The sequence below is a fragment of the Sedimenticola sp. genome (genome assembly GCF_050289425.1).
Classification (GTDB): domain Bacteria; phylum Pseudomonadota; class Gammaproteobacteria; order Chromatiales; family Chromatiaceae; genus Sedimenticola.
This window is the reverse complement of record NZ_JBNKFS010000026.1, coordinates 13,998-39,889: the sequence shown is the minus strand read 5'-3', so window position 1 is coordinate 39,889 and position 25,892 is coordinate 13,998. Positions and strand designations below refer to the sequence as shown.

23 protein-coding genes are annotated in these 25,892 nt (G+C 57.6%); 12 read left to right on the top strand and 11 right to left on the bottom strand.

All coding sequences use genetic code 11. From position 1 onward, the window contains the following. From ACQY5R_RS15875 to def, 8 genes are all read right to left on the bottom strand, one after another. Nucleotides 1–1,452 (bottom strand): TrkH family potassium uptake protein, encoded by a 1,452-nt coding sequence (locus tag ACQY5R_RS15875; protein ID WP_428610075.1) that lies wholly within the window; start codon nt 1,450–1,452, stop codon nt 1–3. Nucleotides 1,453–1,494: 42 nt separating this feature from the next. Then, complete coding sequence (trkA, locus tag ACQY5R_RS15870) at nt 1,495–2,868, bottom strand: Trk system potassium transporter TrkA (protein WP_428610073.1); 1,374 nt, start codon at nt 2,866–2,868, stop codon at nt 1,495–1,497. 86 nt (nt 2,869–2,954) lie between these two features. Continuing rightward, on the bottom strand, nt 2,955–4,322 hold the full coding sequence (locus ACQY5R_RS15865; RefSeq protein WP_428610072.1) for a sigma-54-dependent transcriptional regulator: 1,368 nt from the start codon (nt 4,320–4,322) through the stop codon (nt 2,955–2,957). Then, entirely contained in the window at nt 4,319–6,550 is a 2,232-nt protein-coding gene (locus tag ACQY5R_RS15860) for an ATP-binding protein (protein ID WP_428610070.1), read from the bottom strand. Before ACQY5R_RS15860 ends, ACQY5R_RS15865 begins: the two co-directional genes overlap by 4 nt. Continuing rightward, nucleotides 6,532–7,128: a DUF4390 domain-containing protein gene (locus ACQY5R_RS15855; protein WP_428610069.1), complete on the bottom strand. Its 597-nt coding sequence runs from the start codon at nt 7,126–7,128 to the stop codon at nt 6,532–6,534. The genes ACQY5R_RS15860 and ACQY5R_RS15855 overlap by 19 nt, the downstream gene beginning before the upstream one ends. 6 nt (nt 7,129–7,134) lie before the next feature. Next, entirely contained in the window at nt 7,135–8,445 is a 1,311-nt protein-coding gene (gene rsmB, locus ACQY5R_RS15850) for a 16S rRNA (cytosine(967)-C(5))-methyltransferase RsmB (RefSeq protein WP_428610068.1), read from the bottom strand. A gap of 18 nt (nt 8,446–8,463) precedes the next feature. Next, nucleotides 8,464–9,405, bottom strand: coding sequence for a methionyl-tRNA formyltransferase (gene fmt / locus ACQY5R_RS15845; RefSeq protein ID WP_428610067.1), 942 nt, complete (start codon nt 9,403–9,405; stop codon nt 8,464–8,466). A gap of 59 nt (nt 9,406–9,464) precedes the next feature. After that, complete coding sequence (gene def / locus ACQY5R_RS15840; RefSeq protein WP_428610066.1) at nt 9,465–9,992, bottom strand: peptide deformylase; 528 nt, start codon at nt 9,990–9,992, stop codon at nt 9,465–9,467. Nucleotides 9,993–10,124: 132 nt separating this feature from the next. On the opposite strand from def, the gene ACQY5R_RS15835 reads away from it, so the two are divergent. The 4 genes from ACQY5R_RS15835 to topA all read left to right on the top strand — a co-directional run bounded on the left by ACQY5R_RS15835 (nt 10,125) and on the right by topA (nt 15,332). Next, nucleotides 10,125–11,162 (top strand): LysM peptidoglycan-binding domain-containing protein, encoded by a 1,038-nt coding sequence (locus ACQY5R_RS15835; RefSeq protein WP_428610064.1) that lies wholly within the window; start codon nt 10,125–10,127, stop codon nt 11,160–11,162. A gap of 27 nt (nt 11,163–11,189) precedes the next feature. Then, on the top strand, nt 11,190–12,377 hold the full coding sequence (dprA, locus tag ACQY5R_RS15830) for a DNA-processing protein DprA (RefSeq protein ID WP_428610063.1): 1,188 nt from the start codon (nt 11,190–11,192) through the stop codon (nt 12,375–12,377). 59 nt (nt 12,378–12,436) lie between these two features. Next, complete coding sequence (locus tag ACQY5R_RS15825; protein ID WP_428610061.1) at nt 12,437–12,913, top strand: DUF494 family protein; 477 nt, start codon at nt 12,437–12,439, stop codon at nt 12,911–12,913. 139 nt (nt 12,914–13,052) lie between these two features. Further along, nucleotides 13,053–15,332, top strand: a complete 2,280-nt coding sequence (gene topA, locus ACQY5R_RS15820) for a type I DNA topoisomerase (RefSeq protein WP_428610060.1) — start codon at nt 13,053–13,055, stop codon at nt 15,330–15,332. 137 nt (nt 15,333–15,469) lie between these two features. Here the strand turns inward: topA and ACQY5R_RS15815 are convergent, their stop codons facing one another. Beyond that, on the bottom strand, nt 15,470–15,901 hold the full coding sequence (locus ACQY5R_RS15815; RefSeq protein ID WP_428610059.1) for a MerR family transcriptional regulator: 432 nt from the start codon (nt 15,899–15,901) through the stop codon (nt 15,470–15,472). A 357-nt stretch (nt 15,902–16,258) separates the two neighbouring features. On the opposite strand from ACQY5R_RS15815, the gene ACQY5R_RS15810 reads away from it, so the two are divergent. The 6 genes from ACQY5R_RS15810 (at nt 16,259) to ACQY5R_RS15785 (ending at nt 23,554) form a co-directional block, all read left to right on the top strand. After that, on the top strand, nt 16,259–17,611 hold the full coding sequence (locus ACQY5R_RS15810; RefSeq protein ID WP_428610058.1) for an efflux RND transporter periplasmic adaptor subunit: 1,353 nt from the start codon (nt 16,259–16,261) through the stop codon (nt 17,609–17,611). After that, nucleotides 17,608–20,739 carry an efflux RND transporter permease subunit gene (locus tag ACQY5R_RS15805; RefSeq protein WP_428610056.1) on the top strand — a complete coding sequence of 1,044 codons (3,132 nt, stop codon included), beginning with the start codon at nt 17,608–17,610 and terminating at the stop codon, nt 20,737–20,739. The genes ACQY5R_RS15810 and ACQY5R_RS15805 overlap by 4 nt, the downstream gene beginning before the upstream one ends. A gap of 146 nt (nt 20,740–20,885) precedes the next feature. Next, on the top strand, nt 20,886–21,707 hold the full coding sequence (locus tag ACQY5R_RS15800) for a class I SAM-dependent methyltransferase (RefSeq protein ID WP_428610054.1): 822 nt from the start codon (nt 20,886–20,888) through the stop codon (nt 21,705–21,707). After that, nucleotides 21,691–22,176: a WbuC family cupin fold metalloprotein gene (locus ACQY5R_RS15795; protein WP_428610052.1), complete on the top strand. Its 486-nt coding sequence runs from the start codon at nt 21,691–21,693 to the stop codon at nt 22,174–22,176. Before ACQY5R_RS15800 ends, ACQY5R_RS15795 begins: the two co-directional genes overlap by 17 nt. A 114-nt stretch (nt 22,177–22,290) precedes the next feature. Beyond that, a complete protein-coding gene (locus ACQY5R_RS15790) occupies nt 22,291–22,782 on the top strand; it encodes an NlpC/P60 family protein (protein ID WP_428610051.1) in 492 nt (163 codons plus the stop codon). Nucleotides 22,783–22,864: 82 nt separating this feature from the next. After that, complete coding sequence (locus tag ACQY5R_RS15785) at nt 22,865–23,554, top strand: MOSC domain-containing protein (RefSeq protein ID WP_428610049.1); 690 nt, start codon at nt 22,865–22,867, stop codon at nt 23,552–23,554. Nucleotides 23,555–23,556: 2 nt separating this feature from the next. Here the strand turns inward: ACQY5R_RS15785 and ACQY5R_RS15780 are convergent, their stop codons facing one another. Beyond that, nucleotides 23,557–23,910 (bottom strand): hypothetical protein, encoded by a 354-nt coding sequence (locus ACQY5R_RS15780; protein WP_428610047.1) that lies wholly within the window; start codon nt 23,908–23,910, stop codon nt 23,557–23,559. A 217-nt stretch (nt 23,911–24,127) separates the two neighbouring features. Between ACQY5R_RS15780 and ACQY5R_RS15775 the strand changes: the two genes are divergently transcribed. Together ACQY5R_RS15775 and ACQY5R_RS15770 are read left to right on the top strand one after the other, a co-directional pair. Then, nucleotides 24,128–24,481 (top strand): GFA family protein, encoded by a 354-nt coding sequence (locus tag ACQY5R_RS15775; RefSeq protein ID WP_428610046.1) that lies wholly within the window; start codon nt 24,128–24,130, stop codon nt 24,479–24,481. A gap of 80 nt (nt 24,482–24,561) precedes the next feature. Beyond that, a complete protein-coding gene (locus ACQY5R_RS15770) occupies nt 24,562–25,101 on the top strand; it encodes a DUF805 domain-containing protein (protein ID WP_428610045.1) in 540 nt (179 codons plus the stop codon). A gap of 161 nt (nt 25,102–25,262) precedes the next feature. Here ACQY5R_RS15770 and ACQY5R_RS15765 read toward each other — a convergent pair whose 3' ends face one another. Next, on the bottom strand, nt 25,263–25,799 hold the full coding sequence (locus ACQY5R_RS15765; RefSeq protein WP_428610043.1) for a DUF1097 domain-containing protein: 537 nt from the start codon (nt 25,797–25,799) through the stop codon (nt 25,263–25,265). Between the last annotated feature and the right edge of the window lie 93 nt (nt 25,800–25,892).

Genomic DNA, 25,892 nt, shown 5'->3' with positions numbered 1-25,892 from the left:
CTACTTCCGCCAGTAGGCCGGTGACAACAGCACCAGCAGGGTAAAGATCTCCAAGCGTCCCAACAGCATAGCAAAGCAGAGCACCCATTTGGCCGGATCGTTTAACCCCGCATAGTTGGTACCTACCGCAGCCAGGCCCGGCCCCAGGTTGTTGATCGAGGCCGCCACTGCCGAGAAAGAGGTCATCAGGTCCAATCCGGTAAGCGCCAGGGCCAGATACATGAAGGTGAAACTGGCCACGTAGAGGGCAAAGAACCCCCACACCGCCTCCACCACGCGTGGCGTAACGCTCTTCTCACCGATGCGGATCGGCAGTTGTGCGCTGGGGTGGATCAGGCGAGTGATTTCCCGCAGCCCTTGCTTAATCAGCAACAGAAAGCGGATCACCTTGATACCACCGCCGGTGGAGCCGGCACAGCCGCCGATAAAGCTGGTAAACAGCAGCACAATGGCGATAAAACCCGGCCAGATAGAATAGTCGGCCGTGGTGAATCCGGCCGTTGTACCGATCGAAACCGCTTGAAACAGCCCTTTGGTAAAGGCCTCGCTCCAATCCTGGTAAGTACCGGTGGTGTACAGGGCTATCGTCACCACAATCGAAACAAACAGCAGCACCACCAGATAGAAGCGAAACTCGCTGTCGACAAAATAGATACGCGGATTACGCCGGCTGATGGCCAGAAAGTGCAGGGCGAAATTGACCCCGGAGAGCAGCAGAAACAGTACCGCCACCATCTCGATCAGGGTACTGTCGAAATGCCCCATGCTGGCGTCATGCGTCGAGAAGCCGCCGATGGCGACGGTGGAAAAGGCGTGGCCGACCGCATCGAACAGGGACATACCGGCCACCCAGTACGCCAGGGCACAGGCAATGGTCAAACCCAGGTAGATATACCAGAGCGCCTTGGCGGTCTCCGTGATGCGGGGCGTCAGCTTGGAATCCTTCATCGGCCCCGGTGTCTCGGCGCGATACAGCTGCATACCGCCGATACCCAACATCGGCAATACCGCCACCGCCAACACGATGATACCCATGCCCCCCAGCCACTGCAGTTGCTGGCGGTAATAGAGCACCGACGCCGGCAGCTCATCCAGGCCGATAATCACCGTGGAGCCGGTGGTAGTGAGCCCAGAAATGGACTCAAAGACCGCGTCGGTCAAGGACATATGGGGATCGACCGACAGGGTAAACGGGAGCGATCCGCTGATGCCCAGCACGGTCCAGAACATCACCACCACCATGAACCCATCCCGCAGACGCAATTCGCGGGACTGGTCGGGAACCAAAACCCAGGAGACACCCCCCACCATCAAAATAATAATGAACGCGATCAGGAAAGAGTAGTGGGCGCCGTCGTCATACCAGATCGACACCAGCAACGGCGGCAGCATGGTGACGCTGAACAGCATCAGCAGGATCCCGAGTATGCGTTGAATGGCACTGAATTGCATATGGCTCAGCTACGCCGGCACCGGGTCCCGGGCCGTCCCCTTTTATAAGAAAGTAATGCCCACCTGGAATAGCCGCTCAACATCCGGAATCTGCCGCTTGTCCACCAGGAACAGGATGACATGATCTTCCGACTCGATCACCGTGTCATGATGGGCGATCAGCACCTCATCGCCACGCACCACCGCACCGATATTGGTCCCCTTCGGCAACTTGATATCCTCGATCGCCCGACCCACCACCTTGGAGGAGCTGGGATCGCCATGGGCCACCGCCTCGATTGCCTCGGCCGCGCCACGGCGCAATGAGTGCACCATGACCACATCGCCGCGCCGCACATGGGTCAGCAAACTGCCGATGGTGGCCTGTTGGGGAGAGATAGCGATATCGATCGGTCCGCTCTGCACCATATCCACATAAGCCGCGCGATTGATCAGCGCCATTACCTTGCGTGCACCCAACCGCTTGGCCAACATGGCGGAGAGGATATTGGCCTCGTCATCGTTGGTAACCGCACAGAATACATCGGTCCCCTCGATATTCTCTTCCATCAACAGGTCTTCATCCGCTACATCACCGTGCAACACGATGGTCTTCGGCAACTCTTCGGCCACCTTCTGCGCGCGTCGGCGGTCACGTTCGATCAGCTTGACCTGGTAATCGCGCTCCAGGGCATGGGCCAGGCGCATGCCGATATTGCCGCCGCCAGCGAAGATCAGGCGCTTGAAGGGTTTGTCCAGACGCCGCAATTCACTCATCACCGCGCGGATATTCTCCTTGGCGGCGATGAAGAAGACTTCGTCATCGGCCTCGATGATGGTATCTCCTTCCGGCTGGATAGCGCGACCTTGGCGGTAGATGGCCGCCACCCGCGCTTCGATATTGGGCATGTGTTCGTACAAAGTACGCAGTTCGTTACCCACCAGCGGTCCACCGTAGTAGGCGCGCACCGCCACCAGACGTACCCGGCCACCGGCAAAATCCAATACCTGCAGCGCCCCGGGATTTTCCACCAGACGCATGATGTAGTCGGTCACCAACTGCTCGGGGCTGATCAGCACGTCGATCGGCATCGCTTCAGGAGAGAACAGTTGGGGGTATTTAGTAAAGCCGAGTGCACGCACCCGGGCAATCTTGGTTGGGGTACGAAACAAACTGTAGGCCACTTGGCAGGCGACCATGTTGGTCTCATCGCTGTTGGTGACGGCGAGGATCAGGTCGGCATCCTCGGCCCCGGCACGCATCAGCACCTCCGGGTGGGCCGCATGGCCCTGTACGGTACCCAGATCAAGCCTGTCCTGCAGGTCCCTGAGCAGTTCGGCATCCTGATCGACCACCGTAATGTCATTGGCCTCGGATGCCAGGTTATTTGCTACCGACGTCCCCACCTGCCCGGCGCCTAGGATGATTATTTTCATTGTTTTACTGTTTCTGTCAGTTTCCAGATTAAACCGATCTGTCGCCGCAGCCGGTATACCGCGCGGCTACAAAGCTGGCGAGCTTATTACCGTTTGTCTTTCACATCAATGCCCAACGATTTCAATTTTCGATAGAGATGGGTCCGTTCCATGCCTGACTCCTGGGCAATCTGGCTCACATTGCCGCCATGCTTCTCCAGCTGATACTCCAGATACGCCTTTTCGAAAGCCTCTCGTGCCTGGCGCAGGGGTTGATCGAAAGAGACCGGAAAACGGGCACCGCTCTGCAACGCCAGGCCTACGCTCCCCAACGCCGCCTCCACCTCATCCTGGGTGATTTCATCACCGGCACCCAGTATCAACAGCCGTTGCACCAGGTTCTTCAGTTCACGTACGTTGCCATGCCAGCTGTGGTTACGCAGGTAATTCTGAGCCCGTACATCAAAGCGCCGGTAGGGCAATTTCTCATGGGCGACGTAGCTGTCTACATAATAGGAGAGTAGCTCCGGCACGTCTTCCCGGTGTTCGCGTAATGGCGGTATATGCAGCGGCACCACATTGAGATGGTAAAACAGGTCTTCGCGAAAACGGCCCGCCTGCACTTCATCCTGCAGATTTTTCTGGGTGGCGGCGATGATACGCACATCGATCTGCACCGGCTCCGAACCGCCAACCCGCAGAAAGGCACCGCCGTCCAGCGCGCCCAGCAACTGGGACTGGGCCTCGATATCCATGTCCGCTACTTCGTCCAGGAACAGGGTGCCGCCGCGTGCCTGCTCCAGGGCGCCGTAATGGATCTGCTCCCCCTGCTCGCTGCCGAACAGCTCCAACGCCGAATTTCCCCGGGCGATGGACGACACACCCACATCGATGAAGGGCCGATCTCGGCGTACGCTTTGTGAATGCAGATAACGGGCAAAGGTTTCACGACCGGAGCCCGGCTCACCGGTAATCAGTACCCAGGTATCGTGTTGGGCGATCCGCTTCACCTGTTCCCGCAACCGCTGGATCACCGCACTGCGGCCGGTCGGCTCCACTACATGCGGGATGTGGCGGCGCAGGCCGATATTCTCCTGCTGCAGCTTGTCCGCTTCCAGCGCCCGCTCCACCGTTACCAGCAACTTCGCCAGCGACAGCGGTTTTTCCAGAAAATCGTAGGCGCCCAGGCGGGTCGCTTCCACCGCCGTTTCCACCGTACCATGTCCGGACATCATGATGACCGGACAGGGCAGCCCATCCCCCTCGGACCACTCCTTTAATAGTGAAATGCCATCCACATCGGGCATCCAGATATCCAGCAGTACCAGGTCGGGACGCCGGTCACGCAGCGCCTTGCGTGCGGTGGCGCCATCCTCCGCCATTGCCACGTCGTACTCTTCGTCTTCCAGAATCTCCTTGACCAGGGTACGGATATCCGGTTCATCATCCACCACCAGGATGTGGGGTGCGCTCATGGGGTTCTGCTCCTCATCTTGGGCCCGTCAGTTAGATCAACACCGTCTGAAAATTGCCCGTCCGTCCCGATAGTGGGTAACCGGAGGATCAGGCTGGCGCCCCCTTCCGGCCGGTTTTCGGCCCAGATGGTACCACCATGCTCTTCTGCGATCTTCTTCACCACCGCCAGACCCAGACCGGTTCCCTTGGATTTGGTGGTGACATAGGGTTCGAACAGGTGGGACAGTATCTGCTGATCAAAGCCGGGACCGTTATCCACCACTTCCAGCTGGATAAATTTATGGTCATTCTCCACTTTTAACTCAGTACTAACTTCAATTTGCGGGTCATTTTCCACACTGACCGCTTCTTGAGCGTTTTTAATTAAGTTATGCACCACTTGGCGTAATCTTATCGGATCCGCCTCGACCCGGGTCTCCCCCGCTCCCAGGCGGATCGCCAGACCGGCACCCAAACCCGCACTGCGATACAGGTCCAACACCTCTTTTACCAGCCCATCCAGATGTACCGGCTGGGAGTCGATCTGCGAGGGGCGAGCATAGTCGGAGAAGGCGTTTACCATCTCCTTCATCGCTTCCACCTGGGAGACGATGGTGTGGGTCGCACGATCCAGGACATCCGCATCCTTGCCCTGCATCTTATGGAGGTATTTGTGTCGTAACCGCTCCGCCGACAACTGGATCGGCGTCAGCGGGTTCTTGATCTCGTGGGCGAGGCGTCGCGCCACCTCACCCCAGGCGGCATCCCGCTGGGCTTTGAGCAGGTTGGTGATATCATCAAACACCAGCCCGTAACCCATCGACTCATCTTCCGGCTGGGCCAAGGGCGTGCCACGGCAGAGCAATACCTGCCGCCCTTCACCACCAATCAGGGTGATCTGGCCGCGCCAGTCACGTCGCTCCCGCTCCACCGGCTCCCGTATGGCCTCGATAAACTGACGCAGGCGCGGAGAGACCAGGGAGAGTGCATCCACATCCTGTCCCAGCATCAGCGACAAATCCACCCGGAGAATCTCGCCTGCCGCCTGGTTGGCGGTACGCAGATAGCCATTTGCGTCGAGTGAAATCACCCCCGACGAAAGACGTCCGAGCACCGTCTCCAGATAGGTACGCTGCGCCTCCACCTGGCGCTGGGTGCGGACGGTTTCATCGCGGGATTTGGCGATACGCCGGGACATGGAGTTGAACGAGTCCACCAGGAACCCAAGCTCGTCCCGCGCCTTGGGCAACGGCAACTGCAGACCGTAATTGCCTTCTGCCACCTCGCGGGTACCTTCGGCAATGCCGGCAACCGGCTTCACCAGTCGACGGGCAGTAAAGAACGCCGCCCAGATCGCCGCCAGCAAACTGAACAGCAGTACCATGGCAAGGGAGAGGGTGAAGGTACTCTTCAGGCTTTTACGCAGGAAGGCCAACTCTTTGTAGCGGCTGTAACTCCCTTCCACCTTGGTCGTAAGGTCGGCGATAGCGCGAGAGACCGGAAAACGCGCCAGCAGCAGACGACTGCGAATACGGTCCGCTACCACCGCCCGCACTTCAAGCTGCCCTTCCAGATTGGGATTCGGCTCTACCCCGACATAATCTTCGCCCGAACGGATCTGTTGCAGGATCGCGCCGTCGGGTCGGCTGGTGATGAGGATACTGGGGTCGGCATTGACACTGGTGATCGCCTTGCCGTTGGCATCCATCAGCACCAGTTCACTGGCCCCGAACTGTTCACGCAGATCCTCCAGACTGAGACTCAGACCGGCCACCGAGGAGCCGGAGAGTTCATCCAGCAGCAGTTGGGCCACTTTCAGCCGCTCCAGTTTGTGCAGATCCAACGAAGCCCGACCGAGGCTGAGGGCATCCTCCATGGATTGATCAATATGCACATCAAACCAGCTGTCGATACCCTGCAGGAGAAATTGCTGTGAGTAGTAGTAGACCACCGCCACCGGGGCCAGCGACAACGCCACAAACACCACCACTAAGCGTAACGCCAGCCGTGAACCGGCCGCCTGCCGGCGATAGCGGGTAACCAGCTGAACCAGATTGAAGCTGACCACGATGACCATCGCAAACAGCCCCAGCACACTGGTCACCAGCAGGGGGATAAACAGCCGGCTCAACTCTTCGGTGTTCTGCAGGGCACCGCTCATCAGGTGCAGCGACACCAGCACCAAAACCAGCAGGGCGACTACCGGCAGCGCCCCGTTAGTCAACCGTTTCAGGGCTGCAGGCGCCATTGGCTCCACTCGCTGGACAGATTCCAGGCCGGACTCAGATAAGCCAGCGGCCTAAGGGGGAGAGGTAAGGCTTCAATGTCCAGGCTTGACTTGAGCGACAGCTTATAGCTCTCACCCTGCTGCAACTTGTCCGCCTGAATCAGCTGCACGTCGCGCAGCCGTCCCAGCGCGGTAAAAGCTGCCTTGCGGGTGGCGTAATAGTGTTGATTGCCGTTGGCCAGGTCGGTCACCTGATAGAGGCCGTGCAGTGCCTGATGCAGTATCCGGTAGCGCAACCGGCTATCCACCAGATCCGCTTCCCAGACCCAGGCGCCTTCCCGACGCAGCTGGATATGTACCTCCAGGGTGAGCGGGACGCCGCTATCCAGTGCCTCCAGCGCTTCTTCGGTAAAGTTGTAATGGATGGTGGCATCCATCAAAAAGATACCTTCAACCTTGTGTGCCGAGAGCCCCTCCACCTCGAACGCTTTCGCCAAGGCCGAATGCGGAATACTGAGACTGACCAGCAACAGGCACAGGAGACCGCTCCACCTGATAGCAGTCTGTATGCATCCTGTTGTCGGTTGAGCGATATTCATCAGCGGTCAGCGTTTCTCCAAACAAGCATAGTAAAACCCATCCATCGTCTCCTCACCAGGCAGGGTTTGCCGACCTACCGGCCGGGCATGCCCCCAATCGGCTTCGATGACCCGCTCCCGGGCATCGGCTGTCTGCGCCAGAAAACGACTGACCTGCCCGTCGTTTTCATCCGACAACAACGAACAGGTGGCGTATACCATGCGCCCACCCCGCTTCAGCAATGGCCAGATAGCCTGCAGAATACGTCCCTGGGTCGCCACCAGGGCTGCTATGTCCTGCGCACGCCGCAGCAGCTTGATATCGGGATGACGGCGAATCACTCCCGTCGCCGAGCAGGGCACATCCAGCAGGATGCGGTCGTACTGCCTGTCCGCCCACGCGCCCTGCGGATTGGCGGCATCACCCTGCACCACCTCTGCCGTCAACCCCAGCCGTGCCAGGTTCTGGCGCACTCGGTCAAGCCGGCGTTGATCCAGGTCCATTGCAGTGAGCTGTACCGGCGCCGACTCCAGAATTTGTCCCGACTTGCCGCCCGGCGCGGCACAAGCATCCAGCACCTGCAGGCCTGGCTGCAGATCCAATAGCGGAGCCGCCAGCTGTGCACCACCATCCTGAACCGAGACCCGTCCTTCGGCAAATCCGGGCAACTGGGCGGTGTCCTGCGGTTGAATCAGTTGCACACCGGCTGGCACATGGGGAATCGGCATCGCCGGGATATCCGCCGCCAGCAGAGCGGCCAGATACTCATCGCGGCTGTTGGCCGCCAGATTGACGCGCAGACTCATCGGCGGATGGGCGTTGGCCGCCTGCCATATCGCCTCCCAGTGGTCAGGCCAATTCGCCTTGATACGCTGATACAGCCAACCGGGAACGGCATAGCGGCTGAGGGGGTCGCTATCGGCCAGGGCCAGCAAGGCCTCCCGCTCGCGCTGGAAGCGCCGCAATAGGGCATTGATCAACCCCACCGCCCACGGCTTGCCCATCTGCCGCGCCGCTTCGACGGTTTCTGCCACCGCGGCGTGAGGCGCCACGCGCATATAGATCAGCTGATAGAGGCCCAGCAGGATCAGCGCCTGCACGTCCCCCTCTTTCGGCTTGATCGGTTTACTCAGCAACTGTCCGGCAATCTTCTCCAGCCGCGGCCGCCAACGTGCCACGCCGAAGCAGAACTCCTTGACCAGCCCGCGATCCCGTGGCGCAACGGCATCCAGCCCGCTTTCCAGCAAATCCGAGATGGAACGGCCGGCCGCCAGCTGACGCAACAGCCGCGCCGCCACTATCCGGGGGTTTACCTGAGCCGCGGCCTGGGTATTCATCAATGGATCACCCGCCAATTAACCAAGCACCACCCCTTGCGGATTGTGGGCGTTGAGAAAATCGGCGGCGCTCATCGCCCGCTTTCCGGGCAGTTGCAACGAACGGATGCGCAACACCCCGTCACCCGTCGCCACATCAATGCCTTCACGGCCACAGGCCAGCACGGTTCCCGGTGCAGCCTGGTCGGTCGCCCCGGGCAGCGGCGTGCTCTCCCAAATACGCAACACCTGGCCATCCATCTGCGTCTGGGCCACCGGCCAGGGATTGAAAGCACGCACTTGCCGATCCAACGCGACAGCATCCCGGCTCCAATCCAGGGTGGATTCCGCCTTCTCCAGTTTCTGCGCGTAGTTGGCCAGTTCATCCTGCTGCGGCTCGGCCTGCAATGTACTGTCCGCGATCCCGGGCAGGGCGGCCATCAGCGCCTCGGCTCCCAGCTCGGAGAGGCGGTCATGCAGCGCCCCGCCGGTCTCCTGTGGCGCAATGGCGATCTCCCTTTTTAGCAGCATGGGCCCCGTATCCAACCCGGCCTCCATCTCCATAATAGTGATGCCGGTGTGCGTATCGCCCGCCAACACCGCACGCTGGATCGGCGCCGCGCCGCGCCAGCGTGGCAACAGGGAGGCGTGAATGTTGATACAGCCCAGCCGCGGCGCATCCAGCACGCGTTGCGGCAGGATCAATCCATAGGCCACGACCACCATCAGATCGGCTTGAAAAGATTCGAGCTGCGCCAAATCCTCCTCTTGACGGAAATTCTTTGGCTGGTAGACAGGGATACCCCGTTCCAAAGCCAACTGTTTGACCGGACTGGCGGTCAACTTGCGACCACGGCCGGCAGGTCGATCGGGCTGGGTATAGACCGCCACCACGGTATGGGGAGAGCCGATTAATTCACGTAGCGGGGGGACCGAGAACTCGGGGGTTCCGGCAAAAATGATCTTCAATTTGTCACTCATTCTTCTTCTCGCGGCCAGACCGGCCGTTACGGCAAGAGATAAAAGGGGCTGCCGGCGGCTTATAACGCCTGACCGACCGCCTCCTGTTGCGCCTGGCGACTCTCTTTTTCCAGTTTTTTACGGATTCGTTGTTTCTTGAGATTGGACAGGTTATCGATAAACAGCTTGCCATCAAGGTGATCCAATTCGTGCTGGATGCAGACCGCCAACAGGTCATCCGCCTCGAATTCAATGGTCTCACCGTCCAGATTCTGCGCCCGAACCTTGATATCGGTAGCCCGGATCACCGGCTCGTAGACACCGGGCACAGAGAGGCACCCTTCATCCATCTTGTGCTCACCACGCTTCTCCAGTATCTCGGGATTTACCAGGCAGAGGGGATCATTATGCTCTTCAGAGACATCGATCACCACCAAACGCCGGGGATCATTGACCTGGATCGACGCCAATCCGATACCGGGTGCCTGATACATGGTTTCCAGCATATCGGCCGCCAATTTGCGCAAATCTTCATCAAAAGATTTCACAACCTGTGCTTTATTACGCAATCTTGGGTCTGGAAAATGCAGTATGTTCAGAATAGCCATTGGGTTTTCCGTCAATCTATAGTACAAAGCTAGAATAATTCGCTAACATTATGATGATACAGGATTCTGGGCCGTCTATCCGGCCAGAATTACTGGTTATCCGGAACCAACAGTCAACGCAAAGGGATCGCCATGTTTACGTCTAGAAACAAGCTCGCCTGCCTGGTATTCGGCCTGCTCATCTCATGGGGCGCACTGGCAGCCGATACGGTCGCCGTCAATCCCAGCCACCCGGATCGATACGTGGTGGTCAAAGGAGATACCTTGTGGGACATCGCCGGCAAATTCCTCAGGGATCCCTGGCTCTGGCCCGACGTCTGGTATGTCAATCCACAGATCGCCAATCCGCACCTGATCTACCCCGGTGATATTATCACAATGACCTATGTAAACGGCCAGCCGCGTCTCGGCCTGCAGCGTGGCTCGGTGGTGCAGCTTTCGCCCCAGGTTCGTTCCACCCCCTTGAGCGGCGCCATCCCGGCTATCCCGATCGATGCCATTCATCAGTTCCTGACCCGACCTTATGTCATGGACCAGGATGATCTGGATAATGCGCCTTATGTGGTCGCCTTCGCCGATGAGCATATCCTCGGCAGTAACGACGTCCGTGCCTACGTCCGCGCTATCGACACTACTGACAACCAGAAATTCGACGTAGTTCGGCCGGGTGACGCCTACAAAGACGCCGAAACCGGCGAAATACTCGGTTATGAAGCCCTCTATATCAGCAGTAGCGAACTGCTGAAGCCGGGCGACCCGGCCACCCTGACGCTCACTGATATGGAGCTGGAAACCCTCAAAGGGGACCGTCTGCTACCGGTAACGGACGACACCCCGCTGAACACCTTCTTCCCCTCCGCCCCCAAGCAAGCGGTGAACGGCAGCATTATAGCCGTCTTGAACGGCGTCAGTCAGATTGGTCAATTTAATGTTGTGGTACTGGATCGCGGCGCTAACGACGGACTGGAACCCGGCAACGTAATGGCCATCGACCACCGCGGCGAAACCATCCGGGATACCGTTTCCAAGAACACAGGCGAAACCGTTACCCTGCCGGATGAGACAGCCGGGACCTTGATGGTCTTCCGCACCTTCGACCGGGTCAGCTTCGCCCTGATCATGAAGGCCACGCGTGCACTCCATGTACTGGACCGGGTACACAACCCTTAACCGCTGTCGGAGGAAAACCGCAACCCGATGTCCCATCAGGAGAAGAGTGACCACGCCACTCGGCAGGCCAAGGAAGGGCACCCCGAACATTCACAGACCGACCTGCATTACTGGTTGGCCCTACTACACACCCCCGGGCTCGGCAGCCGTAGCATAAATCGGCTGCTGGGCTATTGTGGCGGTGACCCCCGCCCCTTGTTCGCCAGCCAGCACCCGGCACACGAAGGCCTCCGGCCAGCAAGCGTCGCATGGCTGCGCGCCCCGGACTGGGACCAGGCTGAACAGGATCTACGCTGGCTGGAAGGGGAGCAAAGAAGCGTACTAACCCTGCAGGATGCCGCCTACCCGGCACTGCTCAAGGAGATCGAAGATCCCCCACCCCTGCTGTTTATCCAGGGGAACCCGACCATCCTCGACGCACCCCAGATAGCGATAGTTGGTTCGAGAAATCCAACCCCAAGCGGAGAGCAGACCGCCCTTGACTTCGCCCGTTTTCTCGCCGACGCTGGACTGGTGATCACCAGCGGATTGGCGGCCGGCATTGATGGCGCCGCCCATCGCGGTGCACTGCAAACCCTCAACGCCACCCTGGCGGTCACCGGTACCGGCCTTGACCGGGTCTATCCGGCCAAACACCGGGAGCTGGCGCACCAGATTGCCGAACAGGGCGCTCTGATTTCCGAACTGCCGCCCGGCACACCGCCTATTCCGGCCAACTTCCCGCGTCGCAACCGCATCATCAGCGGCCTGTGTGTCGGCACCCTGGTGGTGGAGGCAGCGCAAAAGAGCGGCTCTTTGATTACCGCGCGACTAGCCACCGAGCAGGGCCGGGAAGTGTTCGCCATACCGGGGTCAATTCATAATCCGCTGGCACGTGGCTGCCATGCACTGATCCGCCAAGGAGCCAAACTGGTCGAGACAGCCGAAGATATTCTTGAGGAGCTGGCCCCCTTATTGGGCCACTTGACCCTGGCTGGAAAAACAGCGGAGGAACCAGTCACGACACCCACACGAAAATGGGACCAGGAGTACCAGCAACTGATGGCGGCACTGGATTACGATCCCACGCCGGTCGATCTGCTGATTCAGCGCAGCGGATTGACCGCGGACGCGGTTTCCTCCATGCTTCTACTACTTGAGCTTGAAGGTTTTGTCTCAGCTGCGCCCGGCGGACGCTATTGTCGAACCGGAAAGATGAGCACCGAACCCCAATAGTTTGTAGATTTTAACGGTTTTTACCGGCATTTATTGGCCCCGCCAGTGAAGGACGCAGCATGAACGAAAACGTAGTTGATATCTTGATCTACCTCTATGAGAACTACATGGACAGCGATCAGGACTCTATTTCCGACCAGGGCCAAATCCATGAAGAGTTGATTCAGGCCGGCTTTCCGGAACAGGAGGTGAATAAAGCCTTCCAGTGGATGGATGAACTGGCCGAACGGCAAACCCCGGAAAACTTCCATCACCAACCGCAGGGCGCGCTACGTATTTACACGACCGAAGAGCAGCGCCGTATCGATACCGATTCGCGCGGACTGCTGATGTTCCTGGAACAGAATAGCATTCTCAACCCCTCGGGCCGCGAGCTGGTCATTGACCGCGCCATCGCATTGGGGACACCCACCATTGGCGTGGAAGAGATCAAATGGGTGGTCCTGATGGTACTGATCAATCAGCCGGGCCAGGAGAGCGCTTTTGCACAGATGGAAGAGTTAGTGTACAACGATATCCCTGCCTATCTGCACTAATAACCCGGACATGGGGCTAGGGGCTCGCCGGGCCCCTATAAAAAATAATTTTCGCACAGGTTAAACCATGGCGGACAGATCACCCTCTGTCTGCACTGATAAATTTAGCTGACAACTTTTAAACAACTGAACCGATCTGATGAAGCTGGTAATCGTAGAATCACCCGCCAAATGCAAAACCATTAAGAAGTACCTGGGCTCAGAATACGAGGTACTGGCCTCCTATGGCCACGTGCGGGATCTGGTGCCGAAAGAGGGCGCGGTGGACCCGGCCAATGACTTCAGCATGAAATACCAGGTTATTGAACGCAACGACCGCCATGTGCAGGCGATTGCCAAGGCACTGAAAAAGTCCGATGCTCTACTGCTGGCCACTGACCCGGATCGCGAAGGCGAGGCCATCTCCTGGCACCTCTATGAACTGTTGAAGAATCGCAAGCTGCTGAAAGACAAGGAAGTGCAGCGCGTCGTGTTCAATGAGATCACGCAAAAAGCCTTGCAGGAGGCGGTAGCCCAACCCCGCGATCTGTCGATGGACTTGGTAAACGCCCAGCAGGCGCGGCGCGCCCTGGACTATCTGGTCGGCTTCAACCTATCACCCCTCCTATGGAAAAAGATCCGCCGCGGCCTGTCGGCCGGGCGGGTACAGAGCCCGGCCCTGCGCATGATTGTGGAACGGGAAGAAGAGATCGAGGCGTTTGTTGCACGGGAATACTGGACAATCGAGGCCGACCTGACCAAGCAGGAGCAACCTTTCAGCGCCAAGTTGACCCATTATCAGGGCAACAAGCTGGACCAGTTCGATATCAATAATGGCGAGGCGGCTATCGCAGCCGAACAACAGCTTTTGGCCGCGGCCGCCGGCAAACTGAAAGTTGAAAAGGTCCAGAAGAAACAGCGCAAACGTAATCCCGCCGCCCCTTTCACTACCTCGACACTGCAACAGGAAGCCGCCCGCAAACTCGGTTTTACCGCACAACGCACCATGCGCACGGCACAGCAGCTGTATGAAGGCATCGACACCGGCGGGGGCGCCATCGGTCTCATCACCTATATGCGTACCGACTCGGTCAACCTGTCCGAGGACGCCATCAATGAATTGCGTGAATTCATCACCGCTCAGTTCGGCGCCGACCAACTGCCGTCCAAGCCGCGCAGCTTCAAGACCAAATCAAAAAACGCCCAAGAGGCGCATGAGGCGATTCGTACCACCTCCATACAGCGTACCCCCGAAGCGTTGCAGAGCCACCTGACCAAAGACCAGCACCGGCTTTATGAACTGATCTGGAAGCGCACCGTGGCCTGCCAGATGATCCATGCCACCATCGACACCGTCTCGGCAGATCTCTCCTGTGGCGAAGGTAACAATTTCCGGGCCAATGGCTCGACCGTAGCCAATGCCGGCTTCATGGCCGTCTATATGGAGAGTGTCGATGACGCCAAGAAGGGCGATGGGGATGAAAAACTGCTGCCACCCCTCACAGAAGGCGAGGAGATCATCCTCAACCAAATCCGTCCCGAGCAGCACTTTACCGAGCCACCGCCCCGCTACAGCGAAGCAAGTCTGGTCAAGGCACTTGAGGAACACGGTATCGGACGCCCCTCCACCTACGCCTCCATTATCTCCACTCTGCAGGACCGCGAGTATGTGCAGTTGGAGAAGAAACGCTTCTATCCCACCGACGTGGGACGCGTGGTCAACAAATTCCTGACCCAGTACTTTACCCGCTATGTGGACTACGACTTTACCGCGAAACTGGAAGACGAACTGGATGCCATCTCGCGTGGCGAGCAGGAGTGGATACCGCTACTGCGTCAATTCTGGGCGCCATTCAAAGAGCGCATCGATCATACCCAGGAGAATGTCAAACGCAGCGACGTCACCCATGAAGCGCTGGACGAAGCTTGTCCCAGTTGCGGCAAACCGCTCTCCATCCGACTCGGGCGACACGGCCGCTTTATCGGTTGCACCAATTATCCAGAGTGCGATTACACCCGCGACTTGAACGGCGACAAGAAAGAACAGGAAGAACCCACCATTGTCGAGGGACGCAAGTGCCCGGAATGCCAATCCGACCTGGTGATAAAGCGGGGCAAATACGGCAAGTTTATCGGTTGCAGCAACTACCCCACCTGCCGCCACATCGAGCCGCTGGAGAAACCGGAGGACACCGGCGTAGATTGTCCGAAATGCGGCAAAGGCACGCTGATGAAACGCAAGTCGCGTCGCGGCAAGGTATTTTACTCCTGTTCAACCTACCCGGACTGTGACTATGCCACCTGGAACGAACCAATCGCAGAACCTTGCCCCAGCTGCGGCTGGCCGGTGCTGACAATCAAAACCACCAAGCGCAAGGGCACTGAAAAAGTCTGTCCGCAGAAAGAATGCTCCTATTCAGAGCCAGTAGAGGAAACTTGACCGCCCCGAACCGGCGAACAGCATTGAGTCAGCAACTCCTCCCTACTGAAAGGGAATAATAACGGATCCCTAACGAGGAGAAGAGTTGCTTGGCTGTTCTTTGCAGAATAGGGGGCATAACTCCGGCGGGACCGACTTTAGCCGTTGCAGGGATTCCCTGTTTCATCGAGCATGATCTGAAGAAAATCGCATTCGTCTTCGCCACCGGCTTGAGGGCAGGCATCCAGCAGCTTTTCCAACTTTTCTCGTTGCCGATTCAACTCCTCAAACTGTTTGAGCACAACCTCATACTGTTTTTGGACGCGCTCTTGCACGATAGCGCACTCAATCTGAACACTTTCTGGATAGCACAGTTTCAACAACTCCGACACGCTACGCAACGGGAAGCCAAGATCCCGGCAATTCTTGATGAACCGAACCCGCTCAACGTATTTTTGCGGATAGAGGCGATAACCGGATTTGTTTCGAGGCGGCCCGTCTATCAACCCCTTCTGCTCATAAAAGCGTATAGCCGATACTCCGATCCCGGTACGCTGAGCAAGCTGTCCAATAGTCAACACATCATCCATAAATCTCCTTAACTCACTCTTAACTTTCAAGTGAATACAAGGCCGACTCTAAAGCCTAAACCCACTGCAAGGTCAACCAAATTCCATTGACCCCCATCAGGCCTCTATCATGTTTAGATGGGTTTATTCAACCCTGTTGAGAATGATCAAAAACAGACGATTTCATTTGTGGTTTTTCACTCTATGTCAGTACTTTTCCAATGTAACTAAATCAAAAAATTCGCATGTCTTGATATATCGCATCGATTGCCATTCTTGCGTCCCCTATTATTTACTCTAGTCCATACGGAACCGTGTGGTGGTTTGGCCGTCATACTCCATTCAAATCAATAATCCCTAGCTCCGGAGTCCTGAATCATGCCCATCAGCAAAAAATGGGTCATCCTGATCCCTGTCATGGCAGGTATTGCTGCCTTAACGGCGCTGAAAAAGAGCAGCAACCCGCCCACTCAAGAGACTCGGCAGGAGCAGGCCAAACTGGTCCGTGTAATCAACGCCCCCAGCCTGACCGTTATTCCGACTGCCACGGGGCATGGCACCGTCAGACCCAATCGAACCTGGGAAGCGGTGGCCCAGGTGAAGGGAAAAATCGTCGAGAAGCATCCGGCCCTATTGAAGGGCGCCATCATTGAAGCGGGTAGCCTGATCCTGCGTATCGATCCGGCCGACTATGAACTGGCCATCGCCCAGGCCGAGTCAGATATTCAGGCCACACGTGCGCAACTCGATGAACTGGCGGCGAAAGCAGTCAATACCGAAAAGTCGTTAGCAATCGAACAGGCTGCACTGGCATTGAATCAGAAAGAACTGGAGCGCAAACGCCTGCTGGTAGGTAAAGGCGGAATCAGCCGCTCTGACCTGGAGAGTCAGGAGCGCAGCCTGTTGACCCAACAGCAAAGCGTTCAGGCCCAGGTCAATACCTTGAATCTGTTCCCCAGTCAGAAGGCGCTGCTAAAGGCCCAACTCGAACGGCATATGGCCAGCTTGGCTACGGCCCGCCGCAGTCTTGCCAATACCGAGATCCACCTCCCCTTTACCAGCCGGATCGCTGAAGTGAACGTGGAGCAGGACCAATATGTCCGGGAGGGCGAACAGTTGGTTGTCGCCGATGACCTGGACAAAGCCGAGATTGAAATCCAAATTCCCATCACCCAGATGAGCCACCTGATTCACGCCAACCGCCCCATTGACGTGCTCAACCTGAACCCGGCCGAGACGCTGCAACAGATCGGCCTCAGCGCCACAGCCACCCTGCAGGAAAATGGTCTGAGTGCCTCCTGGGACGCCCGTTTTGCCCGGTTGAGCGATACCCTGGACCCCAAAACCCGCACCGTTGGCGTGATCGTCGAAGTCGACAAACCTTATGCCAATGTACTGCCCGGCAGCCGCCCACCGCTGGTAAAGGGGCTGTTTGTACAAGTCACCCTGGCCGGCAAAGCGCGCCCGGACAGCCTGGTCGTTCCACGTTCCGCCCTGCACGATCACCATCTCTACGTGGTCAATGAACAGCAGCGATTGGAGATCCGCGAGGTGGAGGTGGGCATGCTGCAGCCTGGTTTCGCCACCATCACCGACGGTCTGAAGGCGGGCGAACAGGTGGTGATCTCCGATTTGGTACCGGCCATTCAGGGCATGTTGTTGAAACCAAGTCCTGATCCGGCGACACAACAGCAGCTGTCAAGTACTGCCGGTGGAGCGTTGGCATTATGATCGCTTTCTTTGCCCGCCATCCCACCGCCGGTAATCTGCTGATGCTGTTTCTCGCCGTTTTGGGTCTCTCTACCCTGCCCGGCCTGCAGCGGGAGACCTTCCCCGATTTCGCGGCCGAACAGTTGCAGATCAGCGTCGCCTATCCGGGGGCCAGCGCCGAGGATGTGGAAGAGGCGATTTGCCAGCGTCTGGAAGATGCCATAGATGGCGTCAGCGAAGTGGAAGAGCTGCGTTGCGAGGCGCGTGAAGGGGTCGCCATCGCCGTGGTAGAAATGACCGAAGGGGGTGACATGACCCGCTTCAAGGATGACATCAAGAGCGAAGTGGACGCCATCAACACCCTTCCCGACGAGACGGAATTACCGGTAATCAAAGAGCTGGGCCGCACCGACAATGTCGTCGCCATCGCCATCACCGGCCCTATGTCCAGCCGTGACCTGAAGGCTTACGCGGAACAGGTGAAGGAGCGCATGCAACGGTTGCCGGAGATTTCACAGATTGAGATCAACGGTTTTTCCGACCACCAGCTACGCATCGAGGTACCGGCCCGCTCCCTGTTGCAATATGGCATCAGAATGTCCGACGTCGCCAACAGCGTGCGTCGCCAGGGCATCGACCTGCCTGCCGGCTCGCTGGAAACCGCTGACCGTAACCTACTGATCCGCTTTACCGACCTGCGACGCACTCCGGAGGCCTTAGCCGATCTGATCATAGTGAGCGCCAACTCCGGTGCGGAAATCCGCTTGGGTGACATCACCCATATCAGTGACCGCTTTGAACTCGATGAGGAACAGGTACTGTTCAACGGCCAACGCGCCGCCTTGCTGCAGGTGATCAAGACCAAACAACAGGACACCATCAAGGTGATGGATGCCGTGAGCCGCTTTCTGGAGCGGGAACTGCGCCCGACCGCCCCCCAAGGCGTTAACTTCCATATCACCCAGGACCGCTCTTCTATCGTCAAGGACCGCCTCAGCCTACTGGTGAAAAACGGTGGGCAGGGACTGCTGCTGGTATTCCTGGTGATGTGGCTGTTTTTTCAGGGCCGTTTTGCCTTCTGGGTCGCCATGGGATTGCCCGTCTCCTTCCTGGGCGCCCTGTTTTTCATGAGCATCCTCGGCCTCACCATCAATATGATCACCATGGTGGCGCTGTTGATCGCCATCGGCCTGTTGATGGACGACGCCATCGTAATAGCTGAAAACATCGCCACCCAATTGCACCAGGGGAAGCGCGCCATGCAGGCGGCCATCGACGGCACCCGCCAGGTTTCACCCGGCGTCATCTCCTCGTTCCTGACCACAGTATCCGTGTTCGGCCCGCTCGCCTTCCTCTCAGGCCACATGGGCAAGGTGCTGCAATTCATCCCCATGGTGCTATTGCTGGTATTGGCGATCAGCCTGATCGAGGCGTTCCTGATTCTGCCCCACCATCTGGCCCATTCAATAAAGCAGCACGAGCAACAGATAAGTCAGTTTCGACAAGGTTTCGACAAACGCCTGATTCACTTCAGGGACAACACGGTGGGCCACTTGGTCGACTGGGCTATCCATCAGCGCTACTGGTTTATCGGTATCGTTATCGGCCTGTTCCTACTCAGTATCGGCATGCTGGTGGGCGGCAAGTTGAAATTCCAGTCGTTCCCGGATATCGAAGGCGACATCATTGAGGCACGCATTCTGCTGCCCCAGGGCACACCGTTGGCACGCACGAAAGCGGTAGTCCGGCAAGTGACCGACGCCATCCAGGTTGTGAACGAGCATTTCACGCCACTGCAGCCGGACCGGCAGCAGCTAGTGCGCAATGTACAGGTACGCTTCAACAACAACCTGGATGCCAACGAGAGCGGCCCACATCTGGCCACGGTCACGATAGACCTGCTCACCGCCGAAGCGCGTAACGGTCATCTGGACGACTATATCAACCTGTGGCGGGAAACCGTGGGCGAGATTCCCGACCTGGTGGCGATGAACTTCAAAGAGCCCACCATTGGCCCCGGAGGCATTCCCTTGGAGATCCGTCTCACCGGCCCCGATCTGGATCAGCTTAAACAAGCATCGCTGGCCCTGCAGGAGTGGCTGGCCAGCTACCGCGGCACCTTCGACCTGTCGGATAATCTGCGTCCCGGCAAACCGGAACTACGCTTGCACCTGCGCGATGGTGCGTTGTCCCTGGGACTGGATGCCTCCACCATTGCCAACCAGCTAAGAGCCGCCTTCTATGGCACCACCGCCAATGAAATCCAGGTTGGTGCCGAAGCGTATGAGATCGATGTTCGCCTGGACGCGGATGACCGGGCCAGCCTGACGTATGTGGAAGGCTTCCGCATCACCACCGCATCCGGTGACCAGGTACCCTTGAGCACCGTGGCCTGGATCGAGGAGTCGCGCGGCTACTCACGTATCCTGCGGGTCAACGGCACACGCACGGTCACCATCAGCGGCGATCTGGACACCCGCATCGCCAACGCCAGGGAAGTGATCAATCACACCTTGGCCCATTTCCTGCCGGATCTGCTGAGTCGCTACCCAGGGATGCAGGCGGCGGTTGAGGGACAGTCCAAGGATACGGCCAAAACCGGCCGCTCCATGTTGCGCAGCTTCGCGATCGGACTGGTCGGCATCTTCATCCTGCTCAGTTTCCAGTTTCGCAGCTACATGGAACCCCTGGTGGTGATGTCGATCATCCCCCTGGCCCTGATTGGGGTCATCTGGGGGCATCTGCTGATGGGGCTCAGTTTCACCTTGCCTGGCATTATCGGATTCACCTCGTTGGCGGGCATCGTCGTCAACGATTCGATTCTATTGGTTGAATTTATCAAGTTGCGGGTCAAGGAGGGACACCACATTATCGAAGCGGCTAAAACAGCCAGCCGTGACCGGTTCAGGGCGGTACTACTCACCTCAATCACCACCATTGCCGGGTTGATCCCGTTGCTGCTGGAGAAGAGCATGCAAGCACAGGTGCTGGTGCCGTTGGCCACCAGCATCGTCTTTGGCCTGATGACCACCACCCTGTTGGTACTGCTGGTGGTACCGGCACTGTTTAGTATCCTGCATGACCTTGGCATCGCCACCACGGCCAAGGAGTTGGCCGGCATGGAGAACGAGAACGCCGAGTCAGCTTGACAGACTCCATTTACGGAACCCGGAACGAACGCTATATACAGCCGGTTACCTGGCCCAGCCGGAGGCCACGGGCCCATACCTTTTATTAATGCCCGGATTGGTACAAACTTGAACCAAGTGGCGCTATCAAACTGGAGCTGGCGGAAATGAAAGTAACGTGGGAATCGGGTGATGCCTATGAGCTCTACATGGGCCGCTGGAGCCGGCTTGTCGCCACACCTTTTTTGCAGTGGCTGAACCCGGGACCGGGGCTACGCTGGCTGGATGTGGGCTGTGGTACCGGTCCGTTGAGCGACATTATTCTCAGCCACTATAAGCCGGCGGAGCTGTATGCCGTAGACCAATCTGAAAGCTTTATCAAAACAGCACAGATGCGCCTGCGCCAAGACGTCCAGTTGCGCGTCGGTAATGCCATGTCCCTGCCGGTGGACGATGACGCGGTGGATATTACCGTATCCGGGCTGCTGCTCAACCTGCCTCCGGCACCCGATGAGGCACTTCAGGAGATGGTGCGGGTCACCCGTGACGGCGGCACCGTTGCCGCCTACGTTTGGGACTACGCCGGCAGCATGGAGATGCTGCACCATTTCTGGGAGTCAGCCGTTGAACTGAACCTAATGGCCGAAGTAATGCACGAAGGCAAACGCTTTGCCGATTGCAATAAACCGGCCCTGCGTGAACTGTTCAACAATGCCGGTCTCACGGAGATCACCGTCACCGCTTTCGAAATCATCCAGGAGTTCCCTGACTTCGAGCAGTTCTGGGTACCCTTTCAAGCGGGACAGGGTACAGCCCCCACTTATCTGCTCTCGCAACCGGAAGCGGATCAGCTAGCCCTACGTGACCTGCTTCAGTCGCGACTGCCCACTGCCAGCGACGGCTCAATCAAACTGCGCGCCCGGGCGTGGGCAATCAAGGGCCGGGTGAATAAATCGACCTCCCAGGAAGACGATGCGGCAGACAATTGACCAACCGCTGTATCAACAATTACTGAATGACGCGCACCGCAGTCCACGCAAGCGGGCTCACCTGAATCTGCATCGCAGTTATGACGAACCGGTTCAGCGAGTCTGCATCGGTCTGGTCCAGGGCACTTATGTGCGCCCCCATGCTCATCTCCAATCGCATCAGTGGGAGCTGATACTGGCGCTCCAGGGTAGTGTCGGCCTGGTAATATTCAACCCGCAGGGCCGAATTAAAGAACGTTTTATACTCACGGCCGGCTCGGCCGTCCATGGAATCGAACTGCAGCCCGGCACGTGGCATACGCTCTATCCGCAGGATTCGGAAGCCGTCATCCTGGAGATAAAACAGGGACCCTACAACCCCTCTTCGGCCGCCGAAATTGCCGCCTGGGCACCACCTGAGGGGTCAGAACACACAGACCGCTTCCTCGACTGGATTGGCCAGGCTGAGACCGGTTCGACATTTTTCTGACCGTAATCGCGCAGCCATGCGAGCATCTGCCAATCACTGCTATTATCTTAGGATGACGGTGATTGACGACCTCGCGGTTTAAATAGTCGCCGACGGGCTGACAACGGTTGAGCTATGCGTAGACTGATTCTGATCTCCCTGTTGCTGTTATTGAGCGCCTGTGGCGGTGTTACAACCAGACCGCCGCCTGCCGGCGCCCTTGTGGGGGATGCCAGGCTAAGACCGGTGGAAGATGATAAAACCCTCCTTATGCGACTTTACCGGCAACATCAGGTGTGGAGGGGCACACCCTACCGTCTGGGAGGGCAGAGCCGCTCCGGTATAGACTGCTCCGGATTCGTCCAGCTGACCTACCGCTCTCAGTTGGGTCGCTCGCTACCCCGCACCACCAGCCAGCAAGCCGGCTTCGGCATTCCGGTCAACCGCGCAGAGCTGATGACTGGCGATCTGATTTTTTTCAAGATCAACGGCATCACACAACATGTGGGAATCTACCTGGAACAGAATCGCTTCCTACACGCCTCAAAAAGTAGCGGTGTCATGATCTCCGCACTGGACAGCCCTTACTGGCAATCCGCTTACTGGCAATCCAGGCGGGTCCTGTAACTACGATTCATGTGGCCCTTATACAGAATATCGGCCACCACCAAAGTATCGGGCGGTAAAATCGCCCAGGTTTTATTAGGCTATGAGCACGTTGATATTAACCGGCGCCACCGCACCACTTAACAGCGAGACGCAGAGCGCGATCCACAAACAACCGATTAACACCCCACTGCACTGTGGTTTGCGAGGTTTGGCTGGCGATGAGCAACAAGATCGGCGGCACCACGGCGGGGTAGAGCGCGCGCTGCACTATTATCCCCAGGAGCACTACACTTACTGGGAGCGCTTCTGGCAAGCCATGGCATTGGCGCCGACCGCCATCCCGTTTGCCCCCGGCGCTTTTGGTGAAAATCTGTCCGATACCGGCCTGCTCGAAGAGCAGATTAATATCGGCGATATCTTCACATTGGGGGAGGCTGTCCTACAGGTCAGCCAACCCCGCTCTCCCTGTTTCAAACTGAATATCCGCTTTGGTTATCCCCAGATGTCCCTGATCATGCAGACATCGGGGCGTATCGGCTGGCTGTATCGGGTACTGCAGGAGGGCAAAGTCAGTCCGGGTGACAGCCTTAAGCTTCACGAACTCTCCACCTCCAACCTATCGGTGCACACCTGTCTGGATATCCTCTATAACCGGCCATTTTGCCGTGAAGACCTGGAACTGCTAGCGGAACACAAAACCCTGTCGACCGGTTGGAAGCGCCACGCCGCCAATCAATTGGAAAGCGGCATGCCGGACCGCTGGACCCGGCGTTTGTTCAACAGGGAATAGATTCAGCCCAAATCGACCATGGGTGTCACGGCACGTATCCAGTCACACAATTCACAGGCGCAACGCGCCGTTTCATGGTCCTGCCGTTCCGGCTGATAACTGACATATTCAAAACCAAATTGCAGCAATCGAGCCAACTCGCGAGCAGACGCCTGCATCAGCTCCGGCTCAGCCAGCTGCTTGCTGAAGCTCTGGCACTCTAGAATATAGAGGCAGTCGACACACTCCTCGGCCTGTTCATTGAAGTGATAATGTTGTGGGCAGGCGCGCCGCTTGATTTCACGCTCCATCAGTAACCGGGGAAAACCCAGTGCCGCAATAATTGTATCTCGCTTCTCGGCCACATGCTCTGACATGCTACCCTACTCCAAATCTCGCCCCGTCGATGCCCGATCAATAGTTGATGGGCCGCACCCCCTGTGAACCTTTACGACATGCCGGCTATACTTGCCTCAGTGCCAAAACAGGCACTCCCGAACTGAATCCTAGCACAAGCGATTCCACCAATGATTGATCTAGTACAGGCGAATCCCGGTCTCAGCGGAGAGCATAACCTTCCAGAGGAAGACTTTTATGAACACCTATAACGGCAGTTGCCATTGCGGCGATATCCGCTTCAGCTTTGAACAGGAAGAGATCAGCAGCGGTCTTCGCTGCAACTGTTCCATCTGTGTCCGCAAAGGCGCGCTGATGTCTGACTTTACACTTCCGGCCAAAGCGCTACGGATAGATGCCAAACCGGGCGCACTGGCTATCTACCGGTTCGGCAACGGGGTAGCCAAGCACTATTTCTGTAAAACCTGCGGTATCTACCCGTTCCATGAGACGCTGCGTCTGCCGGGACACTTCCGGGTTAACCTCGGCTGCATCGAAGGGCTCGATCCGCTCAGCATGGAGAGCAAGGTGATCGACGGTAAAAGCCTGTAGTAAAGAGCTTGAGACCACGTTGCGCTCAACGGCACCAAGATTTAATATCCCAGTAGTCTGAATCTACGGAGCCTATGTTCATGGAAGAGACCAATCCCTATCAAACACCGACCGCAGCGGTCGAATCCATCGACACCTACACCTATCAACCGCGGATCTTTGCTGTCTCGGGTCGTATCGGTCGACTGCGCTATCTGGCATACGGAACCGGCCTCATGTTGCTGTCCAATATACTGATAACGCTGCTCAGCACGGTTACTGTATCATCCGATGCCCTGGTTAACGGGATGCCTATCCTGTTAATCCTGATCTATCTCTTTCTGTTCGCGACCAGCATCGTCTATACCAAACGACGGCTCAATGATCTCAACCACACAGGCCTGCTCAGCGTACTGTTTATCGTGCCGGTGGGTAATATACTGCTGGCCCTCTATCTCATCTTTGCCAGGGGTACCCACGGACCCAACCGCTATGGGCCTGAGCCCTGCCCCAATCCCGCTGGCGTGAAGATTCTGGGATTGCTGATGCCCATCCTAATGGTTAGCGGTATTCTCGCCGCAATCGCCATTCCCGCTTATCAAGACTATGTACAACGCGCAAAAATCATGCAACAGCATTAACAATGCCCCGTGCGATAGATACGTGGACACGCACGCAACGAGTAGCTGGGGTACGGGCTAAATAAAAAAACCACCAGGAGTAGATCGATATGACACGACGGAATCCACCGAACGGCAGGATCCGTCGTGCACGAGGTCTCAATCGAATGGGTCCACTATTGTCAGGCGGTGGCGGGCTGTTTGCTAACCAACACGCCGCCAATCTTGGCCGAGGCATAACCAAACAGCGCCCCGAGGATCATGGACACCGGCACGATCAGCAGCGCATTGCCAAAATTCACCGCGGTCATACTGTCTACCGATAATGCCTGTGGAGTCTGTAACAAGAAAGCGAAGGTGGACGCATAACCGTAGACGGAAGCCGGAATGACAGCAAACGCCGGAATATGCGCTGCCAGCACCACAACCAGTACGGTAGCGGCTACCACAATACCGGCCCATACCGGCAGGGTCAGGGTGGCGGCCATCGGAATCGACAGAATCACCAGGGCAGCGACCCACGCACACACTACACCAAACAGATTGCCAACCAGGGTATTTTTCAGCGCCGCTTCATCGCCACCTGAATGGTAGAAACAGCCCCAGGCGACAAACGCTGCCCAAATAAGCACCGGCCCACTCCAGGCCGACAAAAACGCCCACGTCGCAATACCGCCAAGCACGCTGATACTAATTGATAACGCAACCAGTAAACTCATCCTCAATCCTCCTGTTCTATTTGTGATATGCAGTTCAAGTGCGCCCCGGGATGTGGCAAGGGAGCACCGGTATCATCTGCTGACAGGGATTAT